Genomic DNA, 17,671 nt, shown 5'->3' on the forward strand with positions numbered 1-17,671 from the left:
TTGTCGATGCAAGTATTAGTGAACTTATGTATCGGTGTTTTATGGATGTTTTTTCAAGATAGTTGGAATGGATTAACTTTTTTATCTGGCTATTTATTCGGTCTGCTCGTTCTTTTTATGTTACGCAATTTTCTTCCTTCTAAATTTTATCCGATTACGATGTTTGCCGTGTTAAAGTTACTGCTCGTTTTTATTAGTGAGTTGTTTTCATCGGGCATCCTGGTGATTCGCCAGGTGATCCGACCGAAAATAAATATCACGCCGGGGATTTTTACATTGGAGACCGAGCTAGAAGGAGACTTGGAAGTGACGTTGCTCGCGATGTTGATTACACTCACACCCGGATCGGTCGTAATGGAAATTACGCCCGACAATAAACTGTTTTACATCCATGCGATGGACATTCCTGAATCAAGTGACGCCGTGTTTCGATCACAAGTCCGGTTTGAAGCGGCTATAAAGAAGGTGACGCGTTAATGGTAAACACAATTTTAATTCTGTCTTATTGCTTTTTGATTTTATCAATTTTAGGAACACTTTATCGCTTGGTGAAAGGACCATCCGCCCCAGATCGCGTGCAAGCGTTAGATGCGTTAGGAATCAATATTATTTCGGGAATTGCTATTTTTTCGGTTTCGTCGCGAAATACGGGTTTTTTTGAAGTCATTTTACTGATCGGTATTTTATCTTTTATTGGCACGATCGCATTTTCAAGATATATTGAGAGGGGTGTCGTCATTGAGCGCGGGCAGCCAAAGTGAACTCGTCGCAGTTCTAATGATTTTGGTCGGGACGATCTTTAGCTTTCTTAGTACGGTTGGATTAATTCGACTGCCTGACGTGTATACCCGCACACATGCGGCGTCAAAAAGTTCGACGTTGGGTGTGTTGTTTACGATGGTCGGCACCTTTATCTTTTTTTTGTTTCAGGAAGGGTATTTTAGCATTCGGCTATTTTTAGGGATTTTCTTTATTTTCTTAACCGCCCCTGTCGCAGCCCATGCGATCACCCGCAGCGCCCATCGCGCTAATGTTGAATTAGCGGATATTAGTGTGCAAGACGATTTACAGAAAGTTAGGTCAAAGGAACGCGAAGGGGCTGAAGCAGAATAAAAAAAGACGTGAGCATCTCTGTTCGTCCGCTCGCGTCTTTTTTTTATCGGTAAAATAGGAGTTGAAATAAATATAAACCGACTAAGTGGGCGGGATAAAACGAGCGATAAAGCCAGAGTGGCACTCGGATCCCTTTTGGACTCTTATAAAATACGAGTAAGATCGTAAACAAAATACTATACATTTGCAGGACCCACTGCTGGCTGATGAGAAAGAACAGATTTAAGCCGAAATGGGCCGAAAGAAGGCGGGTGCCTGTCAACGAGCGATAAATAAGTATCAGCAAAATTCCATACATCCCATAGTCCATCGGAATGAAGCAACTGATCAACAAAAGTGTTGCAACGATTGATTTTCGGACAGCTGGGGTAAGCCTCGTTTCTCGGTCGGACTGAGCTGAGGAAGAGGATTCCGGCTCTTCATCCCATACATACAAAATCAATAGACCCATAAATAAAGTAAAAACGACATTAAGCTCAACTGTTTGAAAAAGAAGACTGTATGGAAGTTGAGAAATGAGGGCGATGATAAGTAAGCGAGTCAGATAACGTTTTACACTTCTTGTACGCTCGTATCCTTTGACCAACAAGAAACAATAAACGGGGAAGGAGAGTCGACCGATCATCCGAAATATGGGTTGATCATCAAAAAACAACAATCCAATATGGTCGATGAGCATCGTTGTCATCGCGAGTAGTTGCAGCATATCGATCCTCCACCTTCGTTTAGTTTACTCAGACTATTTTATCACACGATGCGCAAGAAGGAGAGGGCGACAACTAGCTATGGGGTCTCGAGTCGCCATAAGCCAGGTCGGATTCCAGGCAGAGGGTCAACGCTAGTTTTGCTCGTCACGCGATTAGCTGCATTCTCGGGCGGCGCCTTGCTGTAGCGGGGAATTTGACCGTTAGAGCGTCGCCTCTTGTTAGATTCGATCTGTAAGGGTCGCTGGGACCGTTACATTCGATAATCTCTGGACACACCCATTTTTTCGACCTGTAACGGGAGATTCGACCTTTGCGCCAGCCACGTCTGCTCTCCGACTCATCTAACGGCCTTTTCTCCCTTTGCAAAAGCTCCCTAACACGTAAGGAACGAAGCTGACGCCGGACAGCGTCAGCTTCGTTTCCAAGATCCCACCTACCATCCAACGGTCTTTTCTCCCGTTAGAGAGTTCATGACCGCATTACAAGCTAACGATTATAGCCGCGTTCACCATATGGTTGGAGCCGTTCCACCCATTTTTTCTCAAGCTCGAGCAACGCTTCCATTTCATTAAATTTCTTCTTTTGCTTTTTCTTCTGCAATTTCTCTAAGATTTCAAAGGTGAAGGCGTCGCTTCCAAACTCGTTCCAATCAGCTTGCAGTTCCCGATTTGGCATGTATGAATTGGTGTCAAGCATGAATTTGATCCCATTGAGTATCTTTAGGTTAGCTGCGCTGCCGATTAAAATCCGATCCGTACGGTTATTTTTAATTTGAAAAACACCCGCTTCCACTTCGGTTTCCTTGAACTGTTCCTTCAATTCTTTTTTTCTTTCCATCATGTTCACCACCAGGTTAATTTTTTAGCCAATAGGCGCTGCCATCCGCTTTTCGATCTAAGAAGCCGTATTCGATTAAGTACCTGCGGATCAGTGCGTAATCCTCATAGTAGTGTTGCAACGTTTCGTTTAACTCATGCTCATTGTAAAGATGTTCTGCTTTCAGTTGACCAGCAATTTCACGCAAGACAATCAGTCTTTGCTTTTCCCTAGGCGGGAATTGCTTTAATCGATTGTTTGGACCATTCGGGAAAAATTTTTGGATGATGTTTTCTTGTTCCTCTTGCGTTACGTTGTATCGGTCATCAACCATCGTTGCGGTTGGATGCACGGGGAGAAAAGCAGGGGCGTACTCGTCCTTGTCTTTAAGCAGCTCCATCATCGCGAGAAAAGTTTTTGCTTGTCGTTCCTTCTCTTTCAACGTAAAGCGATGATGGCGAATCGTCGAAGCGCTGCCAATCCCTAGTCTTTGTTGAATGTCTTGATCGCTTTTCCCTTCATAAAACAGCTGTAAAAGATTTTTCTGGTGATCAGTTAATCCTGTTAACTTCTTATCCATGCTGAGCAAATAGTCAAAAACAGAGCGGTGAAGTTGTTCGATGTGGAGCCGGGTGAACCTCTCCGCTTCGTAAAGCTGGTCCTCAACAGGGTAGACTATCCCTTTTTCCACCTTCTCTCCGCATAATAAACAGATAAATACGCTTTTTTCCTCAATATAGCCTCGTTTTAATTCCTCCAAGGAGGCCTCCCAGAATAAACTAGATGATTCCATCGTTGCCACACATCCATTCATCATAAAATCAAAACTCTAGATATCTTTGTTTGTTATTACAATAAACATTATATTGTTTTGTTTGTGTTTAGTCAAGGACGTATCACAACGGAGGTTCCGTTTGTTTGTTAATTTACAAACGATATGTCACTTTGTTTGTTCGTTAACTAGAGTTAACATGTAAACCTCCCATTGATATTTCAAGAAATTTCCGGTACTTTTCATACCATATAAACTTTAAAATGTAAAAAGAGAAAACTTTAAAGGAGGAGATCGTGATCGAAGAACAGGAACTCATCCACATTTTACGCTCCCAAATGAATGAATCCTTACGCGCCGCTCTATCAGATTTTGTTAGCTTGAGTGGGGTTATGACGGAGTTTTCCTCAGCTGATTTTTGGCGGGATACCGAACGGGTACTAGAGACCTTAAGGTTACTGGATCTCGTTTTACAGGCCACGCTGTATAAAGGAGAATGGCAGCTTCGCGACGATAATGCAATCGTTCATCGTTACAATCGTCTTTATGAACAATATCCTCGGCTCGATGTTACACAATTTTTAAACGTCTGCAGGAAATACAACTGGATCACCTCAGCCAAAAATCCGCCACTTAGACTTCAATCAACTGGAAAAAGAATGATTGGACACTTATTTCGGATTGCCAACGACGCGTTTGCTTACCATCTTCAGCCAGAAGATCAACAGGCCCTTTACCAAGCGATTCGTGATGCCAAGTTAGGCGAGGCATATGAAGATGAAGGGATTGGTGGAGGGGAAGTATTAGCTAGCATGATCTCTAATCTTGAGGATGTAAGTGAACAGTTGGAGTTAAATATTCAACGTTATATTTATGAAGGCAAAGGAAACCAGAAGGTTCAAGAGATAGACAGTATATTGGATCAAGTGAAGGAACATCTTGAAGCCCGGTTCGAAAAATCGGCGGATCTCATTCCAGATAACCGATTGCAAAATCTTAGTGAACGCGCCCATCGCGCCTTTGCTGATGCGCATCGCGTAGCTTATCCAGCATTAGGTCAAACGGCGATATCCAGTGTGCGTAGACAAGATAAAAGAATTACGCAAATCAATGTAAATGAATTTCTTCGCTATCTTTCCAACTGCGCGCAACTTGAATTTCGAAATATTAATGATCAGGTTGGTCTGATTGACTTAATGGAGCCATTGGGAGATGAAAACGATGATGGTTTAGGCATTTGGTGGCCGCAACAATTACCTAAACCGCTAACCGAGGATTTGATTAATCGTGGTTTGGAAGAATTAGAAAGAATCTTCTGGATGGAACCTGTAACTTCTATTGATGAAGAGATCGAGATGGAATTTACTGAACCAGAGACGGTTTCGACAGAGCAGTTGAAAGAATTACAAGGTCAGTCCGCTAGTCTTGCTGAAGAATATGCGTTTAATACGAAAAGAGTCGAGGAATATCTTAGGGACTTGAGGAGGGAGCGCATCGATTCCCTGCTAGTGGAAATTTCGAATACTTGGGAAGAAGCGGCAAATCATTTGCTTTCAGTATCTGCCCTTATTTCACATCACTTGGCTTACTTGGAACAAATGCCCCTGCAAACTGATCTGTCTAAGCTGGTACCTTTTCGGTTAGGGCATCCCGATGAAGATCGAAATCTCGTCTGGGTGGTACAGGCTTCTGAGAAACTTTTAAATAAGGCTAAAGGATAGGGGAAACGAGATTAAACGATACGGACGGAATTTTAGGAGAGGAAGGAAATGTGAAGTGAATTCTGAAAATGGGCAACAAGATTATTATGGAAATTTAACGCAATTTGAACGATTGTCAGTAGCGGTAATTTTACAGCAAACCTCGAGAAAAGCCGGGGCCACGAAAAAGGAAATTATGCGGCTTCTTCAAGTTCGTTCAGACGAGGCCTTTCTTCTGTTTATCAAAAAGGCAAATCATTTAATCGGGGACTTGCTTAAAATTGTGTACGATGAAGAACAAGAGCGTTGTGTAGCTATGACTCGGTTGGTTACTTATACCGCGCGGTACGTTTTAAATGACATGGAGTTAGCAATCCTGTTGTATATTTTTTATTGTGAGAGAGTGGCGGGCTTCCCGTATCTTAGCTTTGAGACAATTCTCCGACAATTTGAGCATGTTGACTTGCATGCGGAACGCAGATTAAAAACACGCTTGACTAAGCTCTGTAAAGAAGAGCTCATCTGTGTCTTGGATCATGCAGATGATGATAAAGATGTCGCTTATCAACTAACTGCTGTCGGACGCTGTATTTTCCCAGATCATTATTTGCGACGGGTAGTATCTGCTTCTCAAGGCGGTGAAGTCACTTTGGATCAAGTCCGCGATTTCTTTAAATTGGGAAATGAGCCGATGGAAGAAAAGCTTGAGGTTGACGAAGAGTCAGGCAATGAACAATTAGGGTTCTTCGAAGGGACTGTTGACTGATGTATCCTGTAAAAATGAAGATCGGTGGAATTCGAGATATATCCCCTGTAATAATCGATCTAGGGGATAAGGAAGATCTGGCGTTGTTCGGTGGAGTAAACGGCTCGGGAAAATCCACGATCTCTTTTGCGGCGGCTTATGCATTGGGTAGCGATCAGATCAGTGTAGATACGTTGCGCTCCAAAAGTCTGGATTTATTCCGGGAAATCTGGCAAGCGCATGTCGAAATTATCTTTCATAATCCCCAGGGACCTGATGCGATTGATGCGCCTGAATGGGTATCGCTTGGGGTCGAAATCACTCAGAAGCCAAATCAGCAAGCATTTAGCAAGTTTTTTTCCAAGCATGGTGACGCGATCGATGAATTAAGTCTGTTTCGTCAGTTTAAGACTCGCGTAGAGACGAGAGAAGAATTTGAATTGAAATATGGTGTTTCACCGGACAAGTTTTTTATGTTTTGGTACCAAAATAGTATTACTCGATTCGCCACGATGAAGGACCGTGAACGATTTGAGTATGTTGCTGAGATGTACGGTCTAAAAGATACACAGGAAAGATGGGAAAGAGCTAAGTTTGAACGAAAAATTGCTCAGGAAGACTTTGACCGAGCAAAGATTAATTTGGAAAGGGAAAGACAGAGAATTGTTCTTGCCCAGAAAAGCTACAAGATGTGGGAGAGTCGGAACAAGCTTAGAAAAGAAGGTGTCGAATTAAAAAGAAGTTACCTGGAAGAGAAAAAGCGGTTATTAAGCTATCATTTGGATCGGCTAGAGCAGAGACTGGCTTCATTAAACCATACACGGATAAAAGAGGAGAGGGAAGTTCAACAAAGAGAGGAAACAATTGAGGAATTAACAGAGGCATATAATTGGGAGGTAGACAGGCAAAAAAAGTTGCAAGAAGAAAAACGCATAGAAATAGCAGATCGGGATCAAGCCAATCAGCTATTGGAGCAGCTACGTCAGGAACGGGAAGAGCTAGAGAAGGTAACAAAAGAAATCGAAGAGAAGTATCGCTATGTGCGATCCGCAGAAATACTAAACAAGCTCAATGTAGAACTGGAACAAGAATTACAAGATTTAAGCCGCGTTATATTGGAAATGGAAGACCGAGTTAACACAGTAGATAGGTATATGTCTACCAGTCAGCGTGATAACGGAAAATGGGAAAATGTATTGAGAGAGCTCCAGGATAAAATTGATGAGTGGACAACATTTCTTCAAAATTCTCAATACGATGAATTGAAAAGGCGGGCATACGAGGTTAAAGAAGAGTACGCTAATATCTGCTTAGAATTGAAGGACCTTTTAGATAATATGCAAACTTGGAGCATGGAACAACTCGAGTTGAAACGGAGCAGAGTTGTCAAAATTCCATTGCAAGTGAAAAGTATAGGCCATTTTAAGAACGAGGGATTCAAGGCGTTCGCCTTTGGCGAACTTTTTGAAATTCTAGCCAATCAAGATTACGCGCGGGTGGAATCTTTGCTATCGGGAATAAAACATTCCGTATTCGTTTGCGGCCCTATAAATGAGTCGGTAACCCCGCTATTACATGTTTCTCTTCAAGAAGGATTAACAAGAAAAAAAGCACAAGGGTTATTTCGAAAAAAGTTACCAGGTAAGCCTCTTAATCAATTCTTGGAATGGAATAAGGTAACGTATGATTTGTTAACGACGGGAGAACGAGAAAGTTTGTCCAGTTGGGTAGAGCAAATTCATGTGATAACCCGAGAGATGGAGCCCATTTACGTGGACCGCGGAGAAAGTTATTTACTTGATGGGCAGTTGCATGGACCATTGGGACAATCGGGAGCTTTTGCCGAAGGTTTTGCAATTGGGAGAAGGGCGTGGCAGAAGCGTTTCTCTTTACTCAAGAGTCGTTTAGTTGAGGGTGGGTTTCAAAAGAGTTTATTAACAGAGAAGGAAAAAGGTTTGGAGCTTCAATGGTACGCATCTTGGGATGAATTAAAGCTTTATGAAGAAAGGGTGAACCAACTTCCTATTATTGAAAAAGAAAGAGAGATGGCAAGACAAACGCTAGATGATCTAGATCAGAAGTTGAAACATTGGGGTGACCAAAAGAGTGAGCTTTCTGTTGAAACGAGACGTGTTTTAGAAAAACGTAAAGAAAAGGAGCTTCAGATTGACAAGGTTCTTGAAGAGTTGGAGATCCATCGTCAATTTGGAGAAATGTCTGTTAAGTTGGACCGTTTGCGGGAAGTGCGCAGCGCAATCGAGGAAAAAGGCCATGAACGAGATCAAATGAGTTATCAAATAAATGAATTCGATCGTTCCATCGAACAATGCTCTACAAAAATGACTCTAGCCCGTGAAAAAAAGTTGTCCCTAAATAATGAGATTGTTCATTTAAACAGCGCGTTGCAAAAAATCGAAGATGAACATGATGATCTTCAAAGAGAAATTAATGGGATGAGGGAAGAAGAGAAGCAGCTTGAACAGGAGGAAGCTGAATTTAACGAAATGTATTCGGAGTTGATTCAGCCACTTCCTCCATATGAACCCCTTGCTTTCGATTCGATCAGTGAAGCGCGTCTAAGAAATTGGGCGGACGATAGTCGTAGAAAGTTGGATGAGGCGTTGTCGATGAGCGTGGATGAATTTGCGGAAGAAAAATATTTTTCGATACGCGATAGTTTTCAAAAATCTCAACATGAAACAACAGTGTCTGAGACGTTATTTCAACGATTGCTTGTAGAAGAGGAGGAGTTGCGCAATCATTTCCGAAAGACCGTGCATGATCGTTATCAAAGAATTAATCTACATTTTAGCGATTATATTAATCGGATTGGATTCCGCGGAAGGATTGAGCAGATCGAACCGGATGAAGTAGATCCCCGACGTCAACATTATGAGTGGAGACTTTATATCGCTACGAAGGCAGGCCATGATTTGGAATATTTACGTCCTACCGAGAGCATTAGGCAAAAAATTTCGAGTGCTCCATCCGGTGGAGAAATGGCCGTTATCTCTCTTGTGTTTGCTTTAGCATTGTTGACTGATATTGAAAAGAGGCCGCCGTTCTATCTGTTAGACGAATTTGACAGCGCGCTTGATGAATGGAGAAAAGGTCTAGTTATAGATATGTACCAGGAAGTGCTGCAACGGAAGTTGATCATTATTTCTCCAAAATCACACTCGTCTGATTACTTGGAGAGATTTGGCATCTTTTACGCGATCGTTTCCGATCAAAAAGAGAACACGAAGCCAATCAGTCGTGTTCTCCGTCTTGAAAGGCAAAAGTATCAAGCGTTATCCGCTGTCTTTGAAAAAAAGAGCGCAGCGCTGACTTAACAAAATAATAGATCCCAATCCTTTGGGTTTCCGAGTATTTGTTCTTGTTCGATAAAATTGCGTTGCTTTTTCCTTTGCTCAATATCTTCCGCTAGTTCATGAAAGGTTCCTACATGCGTAGGGGCCTTTTCATTTGTAGTTAGAACAAAACGTGGTTTATTGCTCGTGATTTGCATAATCTGGTCGGCGATATCCAAGCCAGATGGGTCGTAATCAACCCAACCATATATGGGTTTGTCATCGATACTCAATTGTGAAATTAGTTTTTTATGGGGGATTTTAAGATTCCCATCCGTACAAATGACGATACCATTCTTGTGTTGAATCCATCCCGTTAATGCCATTTTGACCAATGGTGAACGATTTTCTGTAATAATCAGAAAGGAGGCGGGGGAGTTCCATTCGATCACAGACTTTAATTGCAGATGTGTAATACATCCTAGTGGATGGGCATCGTGAAGGCGTTGATTCTGATAAAGAATTCCTGAATAATATATAGGTATGATTTGACCTAGTGAAATGAATCCAATCTCCTCGAGTGAGAACCGGCTTCTTTTTTCTAGTTGTTCCAAAAGCCATTCTTTTTGAGAGTCATAGACTTTCGAACCCCCTATTCTGGCAAACCCCTTAGAACCGATCTCTTTCCAATCAAAAATAGTTTGGCCACCGAGATGTAATTTCAACAAATGAATAAGAAATTGAAAGAATAACCGTTCTTTTGCTCGCTTGCCTTCCCGGACCTGTTTTAGTAATTCCTGTTGATCCAGTGCTATATTTATAAGATCGTCATAAACAGGCGATAGTCCTACCTGCAACTTTAATTCTTCTAAATCTTTCAACCATTGATCATTCCAACGGGCAAGCTCTTCCTGTTCAGCTTGATGATAACGAACCAACCATTTTAGTCCTTCCGGACCGATCGTAATGAATTTAGATAATAGAAGATGTCCGTCTGATTCATATGTAAGCCATTCTGCAAAAAAATGAGTTTCAATTCCTCTCTTAAGCAGTTGTTCGTTTAGCGGTACTTTACTTTCTAGATAAAGTGGTTTTTTTACCGATTTCCATCTCTTCAAGACCTGAGAAATGGTTTGCATTTCTTGGGGAGACAGCGTGGAACCAATTGATAAAGGCTTAATCCTTAAAGATGCCTTACGACGGATTGAGCGGGAGAGCTCTTGGTAAACATCGTAATAAATAAAGCCATCTTTCTCATAGGGTTCGTCGTAATCTTGATTAGAATTTAACAGGTGATTAGGTGGGAATGTATAAGATTGTTTTGACATAGGCTGCCTCCTTACAGATTTAAAGATCAAGTGCTTCTTGATAATACCACTTTACTACGTATGTTTGTATATCTATTTTAACCATGAACTTTGTCGTATCTTGTAAAACAATTCTTGACAACGCCTATATATAGCGATAGAGTAATCTGGAATGTGTATATTTTGTATGTGTTGGTTTTTTGAGATCTTTCGAGTTGAGGCAAGTTTAAAAAGCTCCTGCTTCATTTCGGCGCAAAAGGCGTCGCTGAAGGGTACAGATACCAATTCTGAGTATGCATATGGGATAAATAAAGTTTGGTTATTGACAGTGATCGTTTCTTACTGTAAATTGGTAACTAACATCACTAATCAAAATAAATTGAATACGAATGAATAGGTGCTTTAAGGAATCGCCTTAAAGCTTAAAAGGGAAGTCGGCGCAAATCCGACGCGGTCCCGCCACTGTAATAAGGGAGTCTTTATCATAAAATGCCACTGATCGATTGGATTGGGAAGGCGGATGGGGATGACGATCTTTAAGCCAGGAGACCTGCCTATTTCATGAACACATGATGACCTACGGGAGATAGGGAGGTGTTAATGTTAACAGTCGCGCACGACGTTTTGTTGTGATTCACATAAAGAACTGAGGCATTTCTAACTTCTTCTTACACGTTAGAAATGCCTTTTTTATTGTTTGCAATAAACATACTTAGGAGGTAGGAGATGTCAGTATTAAGCAGTAACTTAGGCTATCCGCGCATTGGTGAAGACCGCGAATGGAAGCGAGCGCTAGAGTCATTTTGGGCTGGGGAGTTAACAGAGGAACAATTCGAATTTGAAATGAAACAGTTGCGGTTACGTCATATTCAAAAACAAAAAGAGAAGCAGGTTAATCTGATCCCTGTCGGCGATTTTACGTATTATGATCAGGTGTTGGATCTCGCTGTCATGTTTGGATTAGTGCCAGAACGATTTAACTATGAAGGTGGTCCTGTTTCGCTGGAAACGTACTATGCGATGGCCCGAGGCAATCAAGATGCGGTTGCCTGCGAGATGACGAAATGGTTTAACACAAACTATCATTACATTGTTCCTGAATACAAGTCGGGTAACTTGAATTTAACAGAAAATAAACCGCTGAAAGCCTATCGAGAGGCAAGGGATGAGCTCGGTGTGAGAGGCAAGCCAGTTTTGATCGGTCCGTATACGTTTTTGAAACTATCAAAAGGCTACGAGTCCCATCAAATTCCCGAGTTTATTTTGCAATTGCTCCCGCTGTATACGCAAATTTTGGTTGAGTTGGAACAAGAGGGAGTCGAGTGGGTTCAATTGGATGAACCGATCTTGGTTACATCGATCACAGAAGAAGAGATGAAAACCGTTGCTTATATCTACGAACAATTACATGAAGCCGCTCCGAAACTGAAGAAGTTGCTCCAAACGTACTTTGATTCCGTTTCCCATTACGAGCAATTGGTTGAGCTTCCTGTACAAGGAATTGGCTTAGATTTTGTCCACGGCAAAGAACAAAATACACAGGCGATCGAAACGCATGGCTTTCCAGAAGACAAGGTACTCGGCGTCGGCTTGATCAATGGACGTAATATTTGGAAGTCCAACTTATCTGAGAAGTTAGCCTTTGTTGAGTCAATTGCTAAGCATGTATCTGTGGAACAGATGATTATTCAACCTTCAAGTAGTTTGCTCCATGTACCTGTTACCGTTACGAATGAAGACAAGCTTGATTCGACCTTAAAACAAGCGCTATCTTTTGCCGATGAGAAACTAGATGAGTTAAAACTTTTAGTGGATGGGATCCGTCTTGGGAAAGAAGCAATTCGAGCGCAACTAGAAGAGGCGGAATCGATCTTAGAAACGATTGCGCAAGCTCCGTTTAGAAATCGGGTGGCTGTTCATGAGGCGGTCAAGAGCTTAGACGAAAAGTCGTCTAAGCGTCAACATCCTTTTTCCGAGCGTCGTGTGGCCCAACAAGAGCGTTGGAACCTACCGTCACTTCCGATCACGACCATCGGCAGTTTTCCACAAACGGCTGAGGTCAGACAAGCGAGACAGAAATGGCGAAAGGGAGAATCGACGACAGAACAATATGAGCAGTTTATTCAAAACGAGATTAAAAAATGGATTGAGATTCAAGAGGAGATTGGCATTGACGTGCTCGTTCATGGGGAGTTCGAACGGACGGACATGGTTGAATTCTTCGGTGAAAAGTTAGGCGGATTCGCCTTTACTTCCAAGGCGTGGGTCCAATCGTACGGATCGCGGTGTGTGCGACCACCTGTTATTTATGGGGATGTCGAGTTTATTGAGCCAATGACAGTCAAAGAAAGCGTCTATGCGCAATCATTAACAGATAAGCCTGTAAAAGGGATGCTAACAGGGCCAACGACGATTTTAAACTGGTCGTTTGTCCGTGATGATCTCCCGCGCAGCCAAGTCGCTTTTCAAATTGCGTTAGCATTGCGTAAAGAAGTGGAAGCTTTGGAGTCCAACGGAATTCAGATGATCCAAGTAGACGAGCCAGCCTTACGGGAAGGTCTGCCGTTAAAGCGATCGGAATGGGATGAATATTTGGAATGGGCGGTACAAGCCTTCCGTATCTCGACAGCATCGGCGCAAGATCAAACACAAATTCATACGCACATGTGCTATAGCGAATTCAAGGATATTATCGATTCGATCAAAGCGTTGGATGCGGATGTAATTTCTATTGAAACGTCGCGCAGTCACGGAGAATTGATCTCTTCTTTTGAAGAGCACACATATGATCAAGGCATTGGACTCGGAGTATACGATATCCATAGTCCGCGCGTGCCTCGTGTGGAAGAGATGACAAAGATGATTGACCGCGCTCTACGCGTGTTAGATCCTGCATTATTTTGGGTAAATCCAGACTGCGGATTAAAGACGCGCGGTATTGAAGAAACCGTTGTTTCTTTAAAAAATATGGTCGAAGCGACGGATGTTGCGCGAAACAAATTAGCTTCTGAAGTAACTTCATAAAGTTGTCTGTTGTAGGTAAGCAGGTAAGAAAACCGGAATGTTTTCTTACCTGCTTTTTATTTTATCTCTACATCAGATTTAAATGGATAACGTTACGCGTATTTTTTTAACATAGACCTGAAATGAATAAAACTCAATGATTGGAGATAAGTCAAATTATACTCACATTTTGTGCGGAATCGATCAGCGGAAGGAGAATAAATGAATTTTCTACAAGCTTTTCATTGGGAGATATTTATTGCGCTGGAGGTCGTCTCATGGCTTTTTCTCCTTATATTTGGAATTCTGCGTTATTAGAGTGACCAAGGCCGCTTAAACGTCTGTTTTATCGGCTTGTTTATGATCACGGTCATCTTGGAAGCGCTTTTGGGATTGATGGTTTATATTGAAAACTGGCGAATTCTCAAATTACCAATTTATTTTGGATTATGGGCATTAGCAGCCTAAACGAAATGGTTGGGTTTTTGAAAGACTTTTCATGGATCGAGAGCGATCATGCGGTCAATTCGTAGTTGTGTTCCACGGTAAAAACCTGAAACGAGGTTGTTTCAGGCTTTTTTATTGTTTCGCGTCTAAAACAGTTGAGTATAAATAAAAGTTAGTATACAATTCGCTTATACTATAAATAAACTTTTGTTAGAAAAGGTGGGTCGGGAGGGGGAATGAAAATGCCAATACGGGTAGCGATCATCGGCGCGGGAGATCGCGGGAATACGTACAGTCGATATGCGCTTCAGGAACCTGCTGAGATGAAAGTGGTTGCTGTTGCTGAGCCAAACGCAGAGCGACGAGCGCAATTTGCGCAAACATATGGCCTGACAAACGATTCAATTTATGATGATTGGGAAGATCTTTTAAATAGACCTAAGTTTTGTGACGCGGTGATTGTGACTACGCAAGATCGCATGCATTTCGCCCCAACGATGAAAGCCTTGCGGAGTGGCTACGCGACGCTCGTCGAAAAACCGCTAAGTCCAAGCCTCGACGAATGTAATCAGATGATTGATTTAGCGTTGGAAACAGACCAACTGTTTATGCTTGGCTATGTTTTACGCTTTACTCCTTTTTTTCAAAAGATTAAAAAGTTACTTGATCAAAAAGCGATTGGGGTAGTCCGCCACATTTCATTGGATGTCAACGTCGCTTATTGGCACTATGCCCATAGCTTTGCGCGAGGGAATTGGAATCGCAGCGAACAATCGAGCCCGATGATCTTAGCAAAATGTTGTCACGATTTCGATATTTTGCTTTATTTATTGAACGAGCGATGCGCGCAACTAACCTCGTTTGGCAGTCTCGCGCATTTCAAAGCGGATCGGGCTCCGATCGGTTCGAGCGACCGTTGTTTGGATGGATGCGAAGTGGAACAGAGTTGTCCATTTTCAGCAAAAAGACTATATTTGGGCGAGTATACCGGGTGGCCTGTCTCAACGATCAGTCAAGATCTGTCACTTGGCGGTAGAAGAGAGGCGATAGAGATGGGACCTTATGGAAGGTGTGTTTATCGTTGTGATAACGATGTCGTTGACAACCAGTCCGTCTTATTCCAGTTTGAAAATGGGGCGACCGCGACGTTAACGATGAGCGCTTTTACGGAAAAATTAACACGCCAAATTCGAATCTTGGGGACGGAAGGGGAAATATCGGGTGTGATGGAACAGCAGTCGATTCAGCTTACCCGATTTGGGCAATCGACAGAAACGATCCAATTGAAGTCATCTTCGTTTGGGAAACATGCCGGGGGTGACTATGGGTTAATTCGTTCTTTCACGCAAAGCGTTCGAGAAAATAGGAAGGTAGATCTACGTAGCTTGGAAATTATCCGATCAAGTCATCAACTAGCCGCGTTCGCTGAACAATCAAGATTAACAGGGAAGACGATTGAAGTTCGTTCGCAATCGGCCCAGGGAACGTTGGCATCGTCTTACTAGCATTTTCAAAAAACAGAATGGAGAGAAAGTTTATGAACAAAAAAACGGGCGCTGTCTATCTGACATTTTTGATCGCCTTGCTTACATTGGTTGGTTGTGGTGGAGGTAATCAGCAGTCACCTGCTTCAGAAGAATCGGAATCGGATCAGACCGCGATAAAGGTTTGGGTTATGGGTTCAGATGAATATTGGCGAACCTATCATGATGAACTTGTTGATCGTTTCACAAAAGACAACCCAATGATCCAGGTGGAGTTGGAATATATTCCGTGGAATGAAGGAGAGAAAAAGTTAATTACCGCCGCTGCGAATGAAAGCTTGCCAGATGTGTCGACGATTGCGGGGAGATGGACAGCTCAAATGGCAGAAATGGATGTTTTGGAACCATTAAACAATTTTTACAAAGACGATTATCCTGAGCAATTTGTGAAAGCGGCATGGGACACGACACAATATAAAGGAAAAACGTGGGGGCTTCCGGTTGGTTTTACAACGACAGGTTTATTTTATCGCAGCGATTGGTTGGAACAAGCCGGTTTTGAACAAGCGCCAGCTACATGGGAAGAGTTTGTAGAAGTGTCAAAATCGTTTACGAAGGACGGGCATTATGGATTTGGTCTCGTTGGCTATAACGGAATGGAAACGACGATGTTTTGGGCTCCTTTTTTATGGTCAAACGGAGGCGAATTTCTCACTTCGGATTTAAAACAGGCGGCCTTTAACGAACCTGAAGCAGTTGAAGCCTTACAATTCTATGTCGATTTGTACCGAGAACATAAAGTGGCGCCGGAAGGTAGCATCAATAATCAACGTCAAGATTCTCAGGATTTATTTTTGACAGGTTCAGTCGGTATGACAACGGTCGGTCCTTGGTTTCCTAAATTTCTAGAAAAGGATGCGCCGAATTTAGCGTTTGGGATCGCCCCCTACCCAGTTAAGAAAAAGGCCGCTAACCTGGGGACAGCGGATCATATCGTGATGTTTAATACTTCTAATAAAAAAGAAGCGGCTTGGAAGTTCATTGATTTCTTCACAAATGAAGAAAATGATAAGAAATGGGCGAAGTATCAAGGATTTATTCCTTATCGTAAAGCGAATATAGAAAACAATGAGATGGCAAACGATCCAAACTTCCAACTGTTCTTTGATGTCGCTAAAGACTCTGTTTCCTATCCTGTTTTACCAGAGTGGCCACAGATTGATCAAGCGGTGGCTGAAGCTATTCAGAAAGCGCTAATGGGTGAAAAAACGCCAAAGCAAGCGTTGGATGAAGCTGCCGAAACGGTCAACGCATTATTAAATCAATAAATTAAAAGAAAAAGAGCGGGGGAACGGGCGCGCGAGTCCTCTTCCCGCTTTTTCCTATTGAGGGAATGGAGTCGCAGATGAAACGAAAAGATCAGCTTTATGGTTGGTTGTTCGTTTTACCAGCCTTGCTTGTGTTAGTAGCTGTTATTTTATACCCGTTATTAAATACTATTTTTTTGAGTTTGCAACAAAAAGTATTGATTGCCCCGAGCAAAGATGGATATATCGGATTGGACCATTATGGACGCTTGCTACGGGACACTCAGGTTCGAAAATATATGATCAATACACTTGTTTTTACATGTTGTTCAGTTGCATTGAAAATGATAATCGGAATGATTGGGGCCTTGTTGTTGAATACAAAGCGCAAAGGCGCCAAAGTGTACTGGAGTATCTTTATGATCCCTTGGTTGGCGCCATCTGTCGTGGCCGCCCTCGTTTGGAAATGGATCTTACACGACCAATTCGGCATTTTAAACCAGGTGTTGCGTCAAATCGGCCTGCTTGATCATCAAGTCGCTTGGTTAAGCGATCCTTTGCTCGCCTTTATTGCAGTGGTTGTGGTCGATGCTTGGGTCGGGGTTCCATTTATGATCGTTGTCCTTTTGGCAGGCATGCAAACGATCCCTCGGGAATGGTATGAAGCTGCAGTAGTTGACGGGGCGAATCGTTGGCGTCGTTTTTTGCATATTACACTACCGGGTCTAAAACCAATTGTTATCGTGATGGGAACGATTAGCTTAATTGGGACATTTAATAGTTTTAATATTATTTACACAATGACGGGAGGGGGACCGATCGATTCAACAACAACGATGGCGCTGCATATTCACCGAACGGCCTTTACAAATTACGATTTCGGTTATGCGTCCGCTTTGTCTGTCGTCACTTTTGTGTTGATCATGGGCGTAGCAACGTTTTACATTAGGCGATTGCAAATGAAAGGGGAGAGGTAA

The 17,671-nt window shown here is 42.4% G+C and carries 15 protein-coding genes and 1 riboswitch; of the genes, 10 read left to right on the forward strand and 5 right to left on the reverse strand.

Annotated features, from left to right (window positions below):
• Genes BEP19_RS04525 through mnhG form a run of 3 tightly spaced genes read left to right on the forward strand, consistent with a single transcriptional unit; the run spans position 1 to position 1,113 of the window.
• Positions 1-477 (forward strand): Na+/H+ antiporter subunit E, encoded by a 477-nt coding sequence (locus BEP19_RS04525; protein WP_211329308.1) that lies wholly within the window; start codon positions 1-3, stop codon positions 475-477.
• Complete coding sequence (locus tag BEP19_RS04530; protein ID WP_120188625.1) at positions 477-761, forward strand: Na(+)/H(+) antiporter subunit F1; 285 nt, start codon at positions 477-479, stop codon at positions 759-761. The genes BEP19_RS04525 and BEP19_RS04530 overlap by 1 nt, the downstream gene beginning before the upstream one ends.
• Complete coding sequence (gene mnhG / locus BEP19_RS04535) at positions 739-1,113, forward strand: monovalent cation/H(+) antiporter subunit G (RefSeq protein ID WP_120188626.1); 375 nt, start codon at positions 739-741, stop codon at positions 1,111-1,113. Before BEP19_RS04530 ends, mnhG begins: the two co-directional genes overlap by 23 nt.
• Positions 1,114-1,156: 43 nt before the next feature.
• On the opposite strand, the gene BEP19_RS04540 is transcribed toward mnhG, so the two are convergent.
• The 4 genes from BEP19_RS04540 to BEP19_RS04555 form a co-directional block, all read right to left on the reverse strand.
• Positions 1,157-1,819 (reverse strand): TraX family protein, encoded by a 663-nt coding sequence (locus BEP19_RS04540; protein ID WP_120188627.1) that lies wholly within the window; start codon positions 1,817-1,819, stop codon positions 1,157-1,159.
• Positions 1,820-2,038: 219 nt separating this feature from the next.
• Positions 2,039-2,161, reverse strand: coding sequence for a hypothetical protein (locus BEP19_RS18115; RefSeq protein WP_281269268.1), 123 nt, complete (start codon positions 2,159-2,161; stop codon positions 2,039-2,041).
• 145 nt (positions 2,162-2,306) lie between these two features.
• On the reverse strand, positions 2,307-2,660 hold the full coding sequence (locus BEP19_RS04550; RefSeq protein ID WP_425452713.1) for a GIY-YIG nuclease family protein: 354 nt from the start codon (positions 2,658-2,660) through the stop codon (positions 2,307-2,309).
• A gap of 13 nt (positions 2,661-2,673) precedes the next feature.
• Positions 2,674-3,429 carry a DUF2087 domain-containing protein gene (locus tag BEP19_RS04555; protein WP_120188746.1) on the reverse strand — a complete coding sequence of 252 codons (756 nt, stop codon included), beginning with the start codon at positions 3,427-3,429 and terminating at the stop codon, positions 2,674-2,676.
• A gap of 275 nt (positions 3,430-3,704) precedes the next feature.
• Between BEP19_RS04555 and BEP19_RS04560 the strand changes: the two genes are divergently transcribed.
• From BEP19_RS04560 to BEP19_RS04570, 3 genes are read left to right on the forward strand one after another with little or no spacing between them, the layout of a single operon-like run.
• Positions 3,705-5,129: a hypothetical protein gene (locus BEP19_RS04560; protein ID WP_120188630.1), complete on the forward strand. Its 1,425-nt coding sequence runs from the start codon at positions 3,705-3,707 to the stop codon at positions 5,127-5,129.
• Between the two features lie 55 nt (positions 5,130-5,184).
• A complete protein-coding gene (locus BEP19_RS04565) occupies positions 5,185-5,874 on the forward strand; it encodes a hypothetical protein (RefSeq protein ID WP_120188631.1) in 690 nt (229 codons plus the stop codon).
• Positions 5,874-9,188: a coiled-coil domain-containing protein gene (locus tag BEP19_RS04570; protein WP_120188632.1), complete on the forward strand. Its 3,315-nt coding sequence runs from the start codon at positions 5,874-5,876 to the stop codon at positions 9,186-9,188. The genes BEP19_RS04565 and BEP19_RS04570 overlap by 1 nt, the downstream gene beginning before the upstream one ends.
• On the opposite strand, the gene BEP19_RS04575 is transcribed toward BEP19_RS04570, so the two are convergent.
• Positions 9,185-10,474: a DUF2399 domain-containing protein gene (locus BEP19_RS04575; protein WP_120188633.1), complete on the reverse strand. Its 1,290-nt coding sequence runs from the start codon at positions 10,472-10,474 to the stop codon at positions 9,185-9,187. The genes BEP19_RS04570 and BEP19_RS04575 overlap by 4 nt on opposite strands.
• Before the next feature lie 357 nt (positions 10,475-10,831).
• Positions 10,832-11,025, forward strand: a riboswitch (cobalamin riboswitch).
• Between the two features lie 154 nt (positions 11,026-11,179).
• Here BEP19_RS04575 and metE point away from each other — a divergent pair.
• The 4 genes from metE (at position 11,180) to BEP19_RS04595 (ending at position 17,671) form a co-directional block, all read left to right on the forward strand.
• The gene (metE, locus tag BEP19_RS04580) at positions 11,180-13,477 is read left to right on the forward strand and encodes a 5-methyltetrahydropteroyltriglutamate--homocysteine S-methyltransferase (protein WP_120188634.1); all 2,298 of its coding nucleotides are present in this window, start codon (positions 11,180-11,182) and stop codon (positions 13,475-13,477) included.
• Between the two features lie 668 nt (positions 13,478-14,145).
• Entirely contained in the window at positions 14,146-15,408 is a 1,263-nt protein-coding gene (locus BEP19_RS04585) for a Gfo/Idh/MocA family protein (RefSeq protein WP_170145257.1), read from the forward strand.
• A gap of 32 nt (positions 15,409-15,440) precedes the next feature.
• Positions 15,441-16,715, forward strand: coding sequence for an ABC transporter substrate-binding protein (locus tag BEP19_RS04590; RefSeq protein WP_170145258.1), 1,275 nt, complete (start codon positions 15,441-15,443; stop codon positions 16,713-16,715).
• Positions 16,716-16,792: 77 nt separating this feature from the next.
• Complete coding sequence (locus BEP19_RS04595; protein ID WP_170145259.1) at positions 16,793-17,671, forward strand: carbohydrate ABC transporter permease; 879 nt, start codon at positions 16,793-16,795, stop codon at positions 17,669-17,671.

Origin of the sequence: Ammoniphilus oxalaticus, assembly GCF_003609605.1 — a bacterium.
Lineage (GTDB): Bacteria > Bacillota > Bacilli > Aneurinibacillales > RAOX-1 > Ammoniphilus > Ammoniphilus oxalaticus.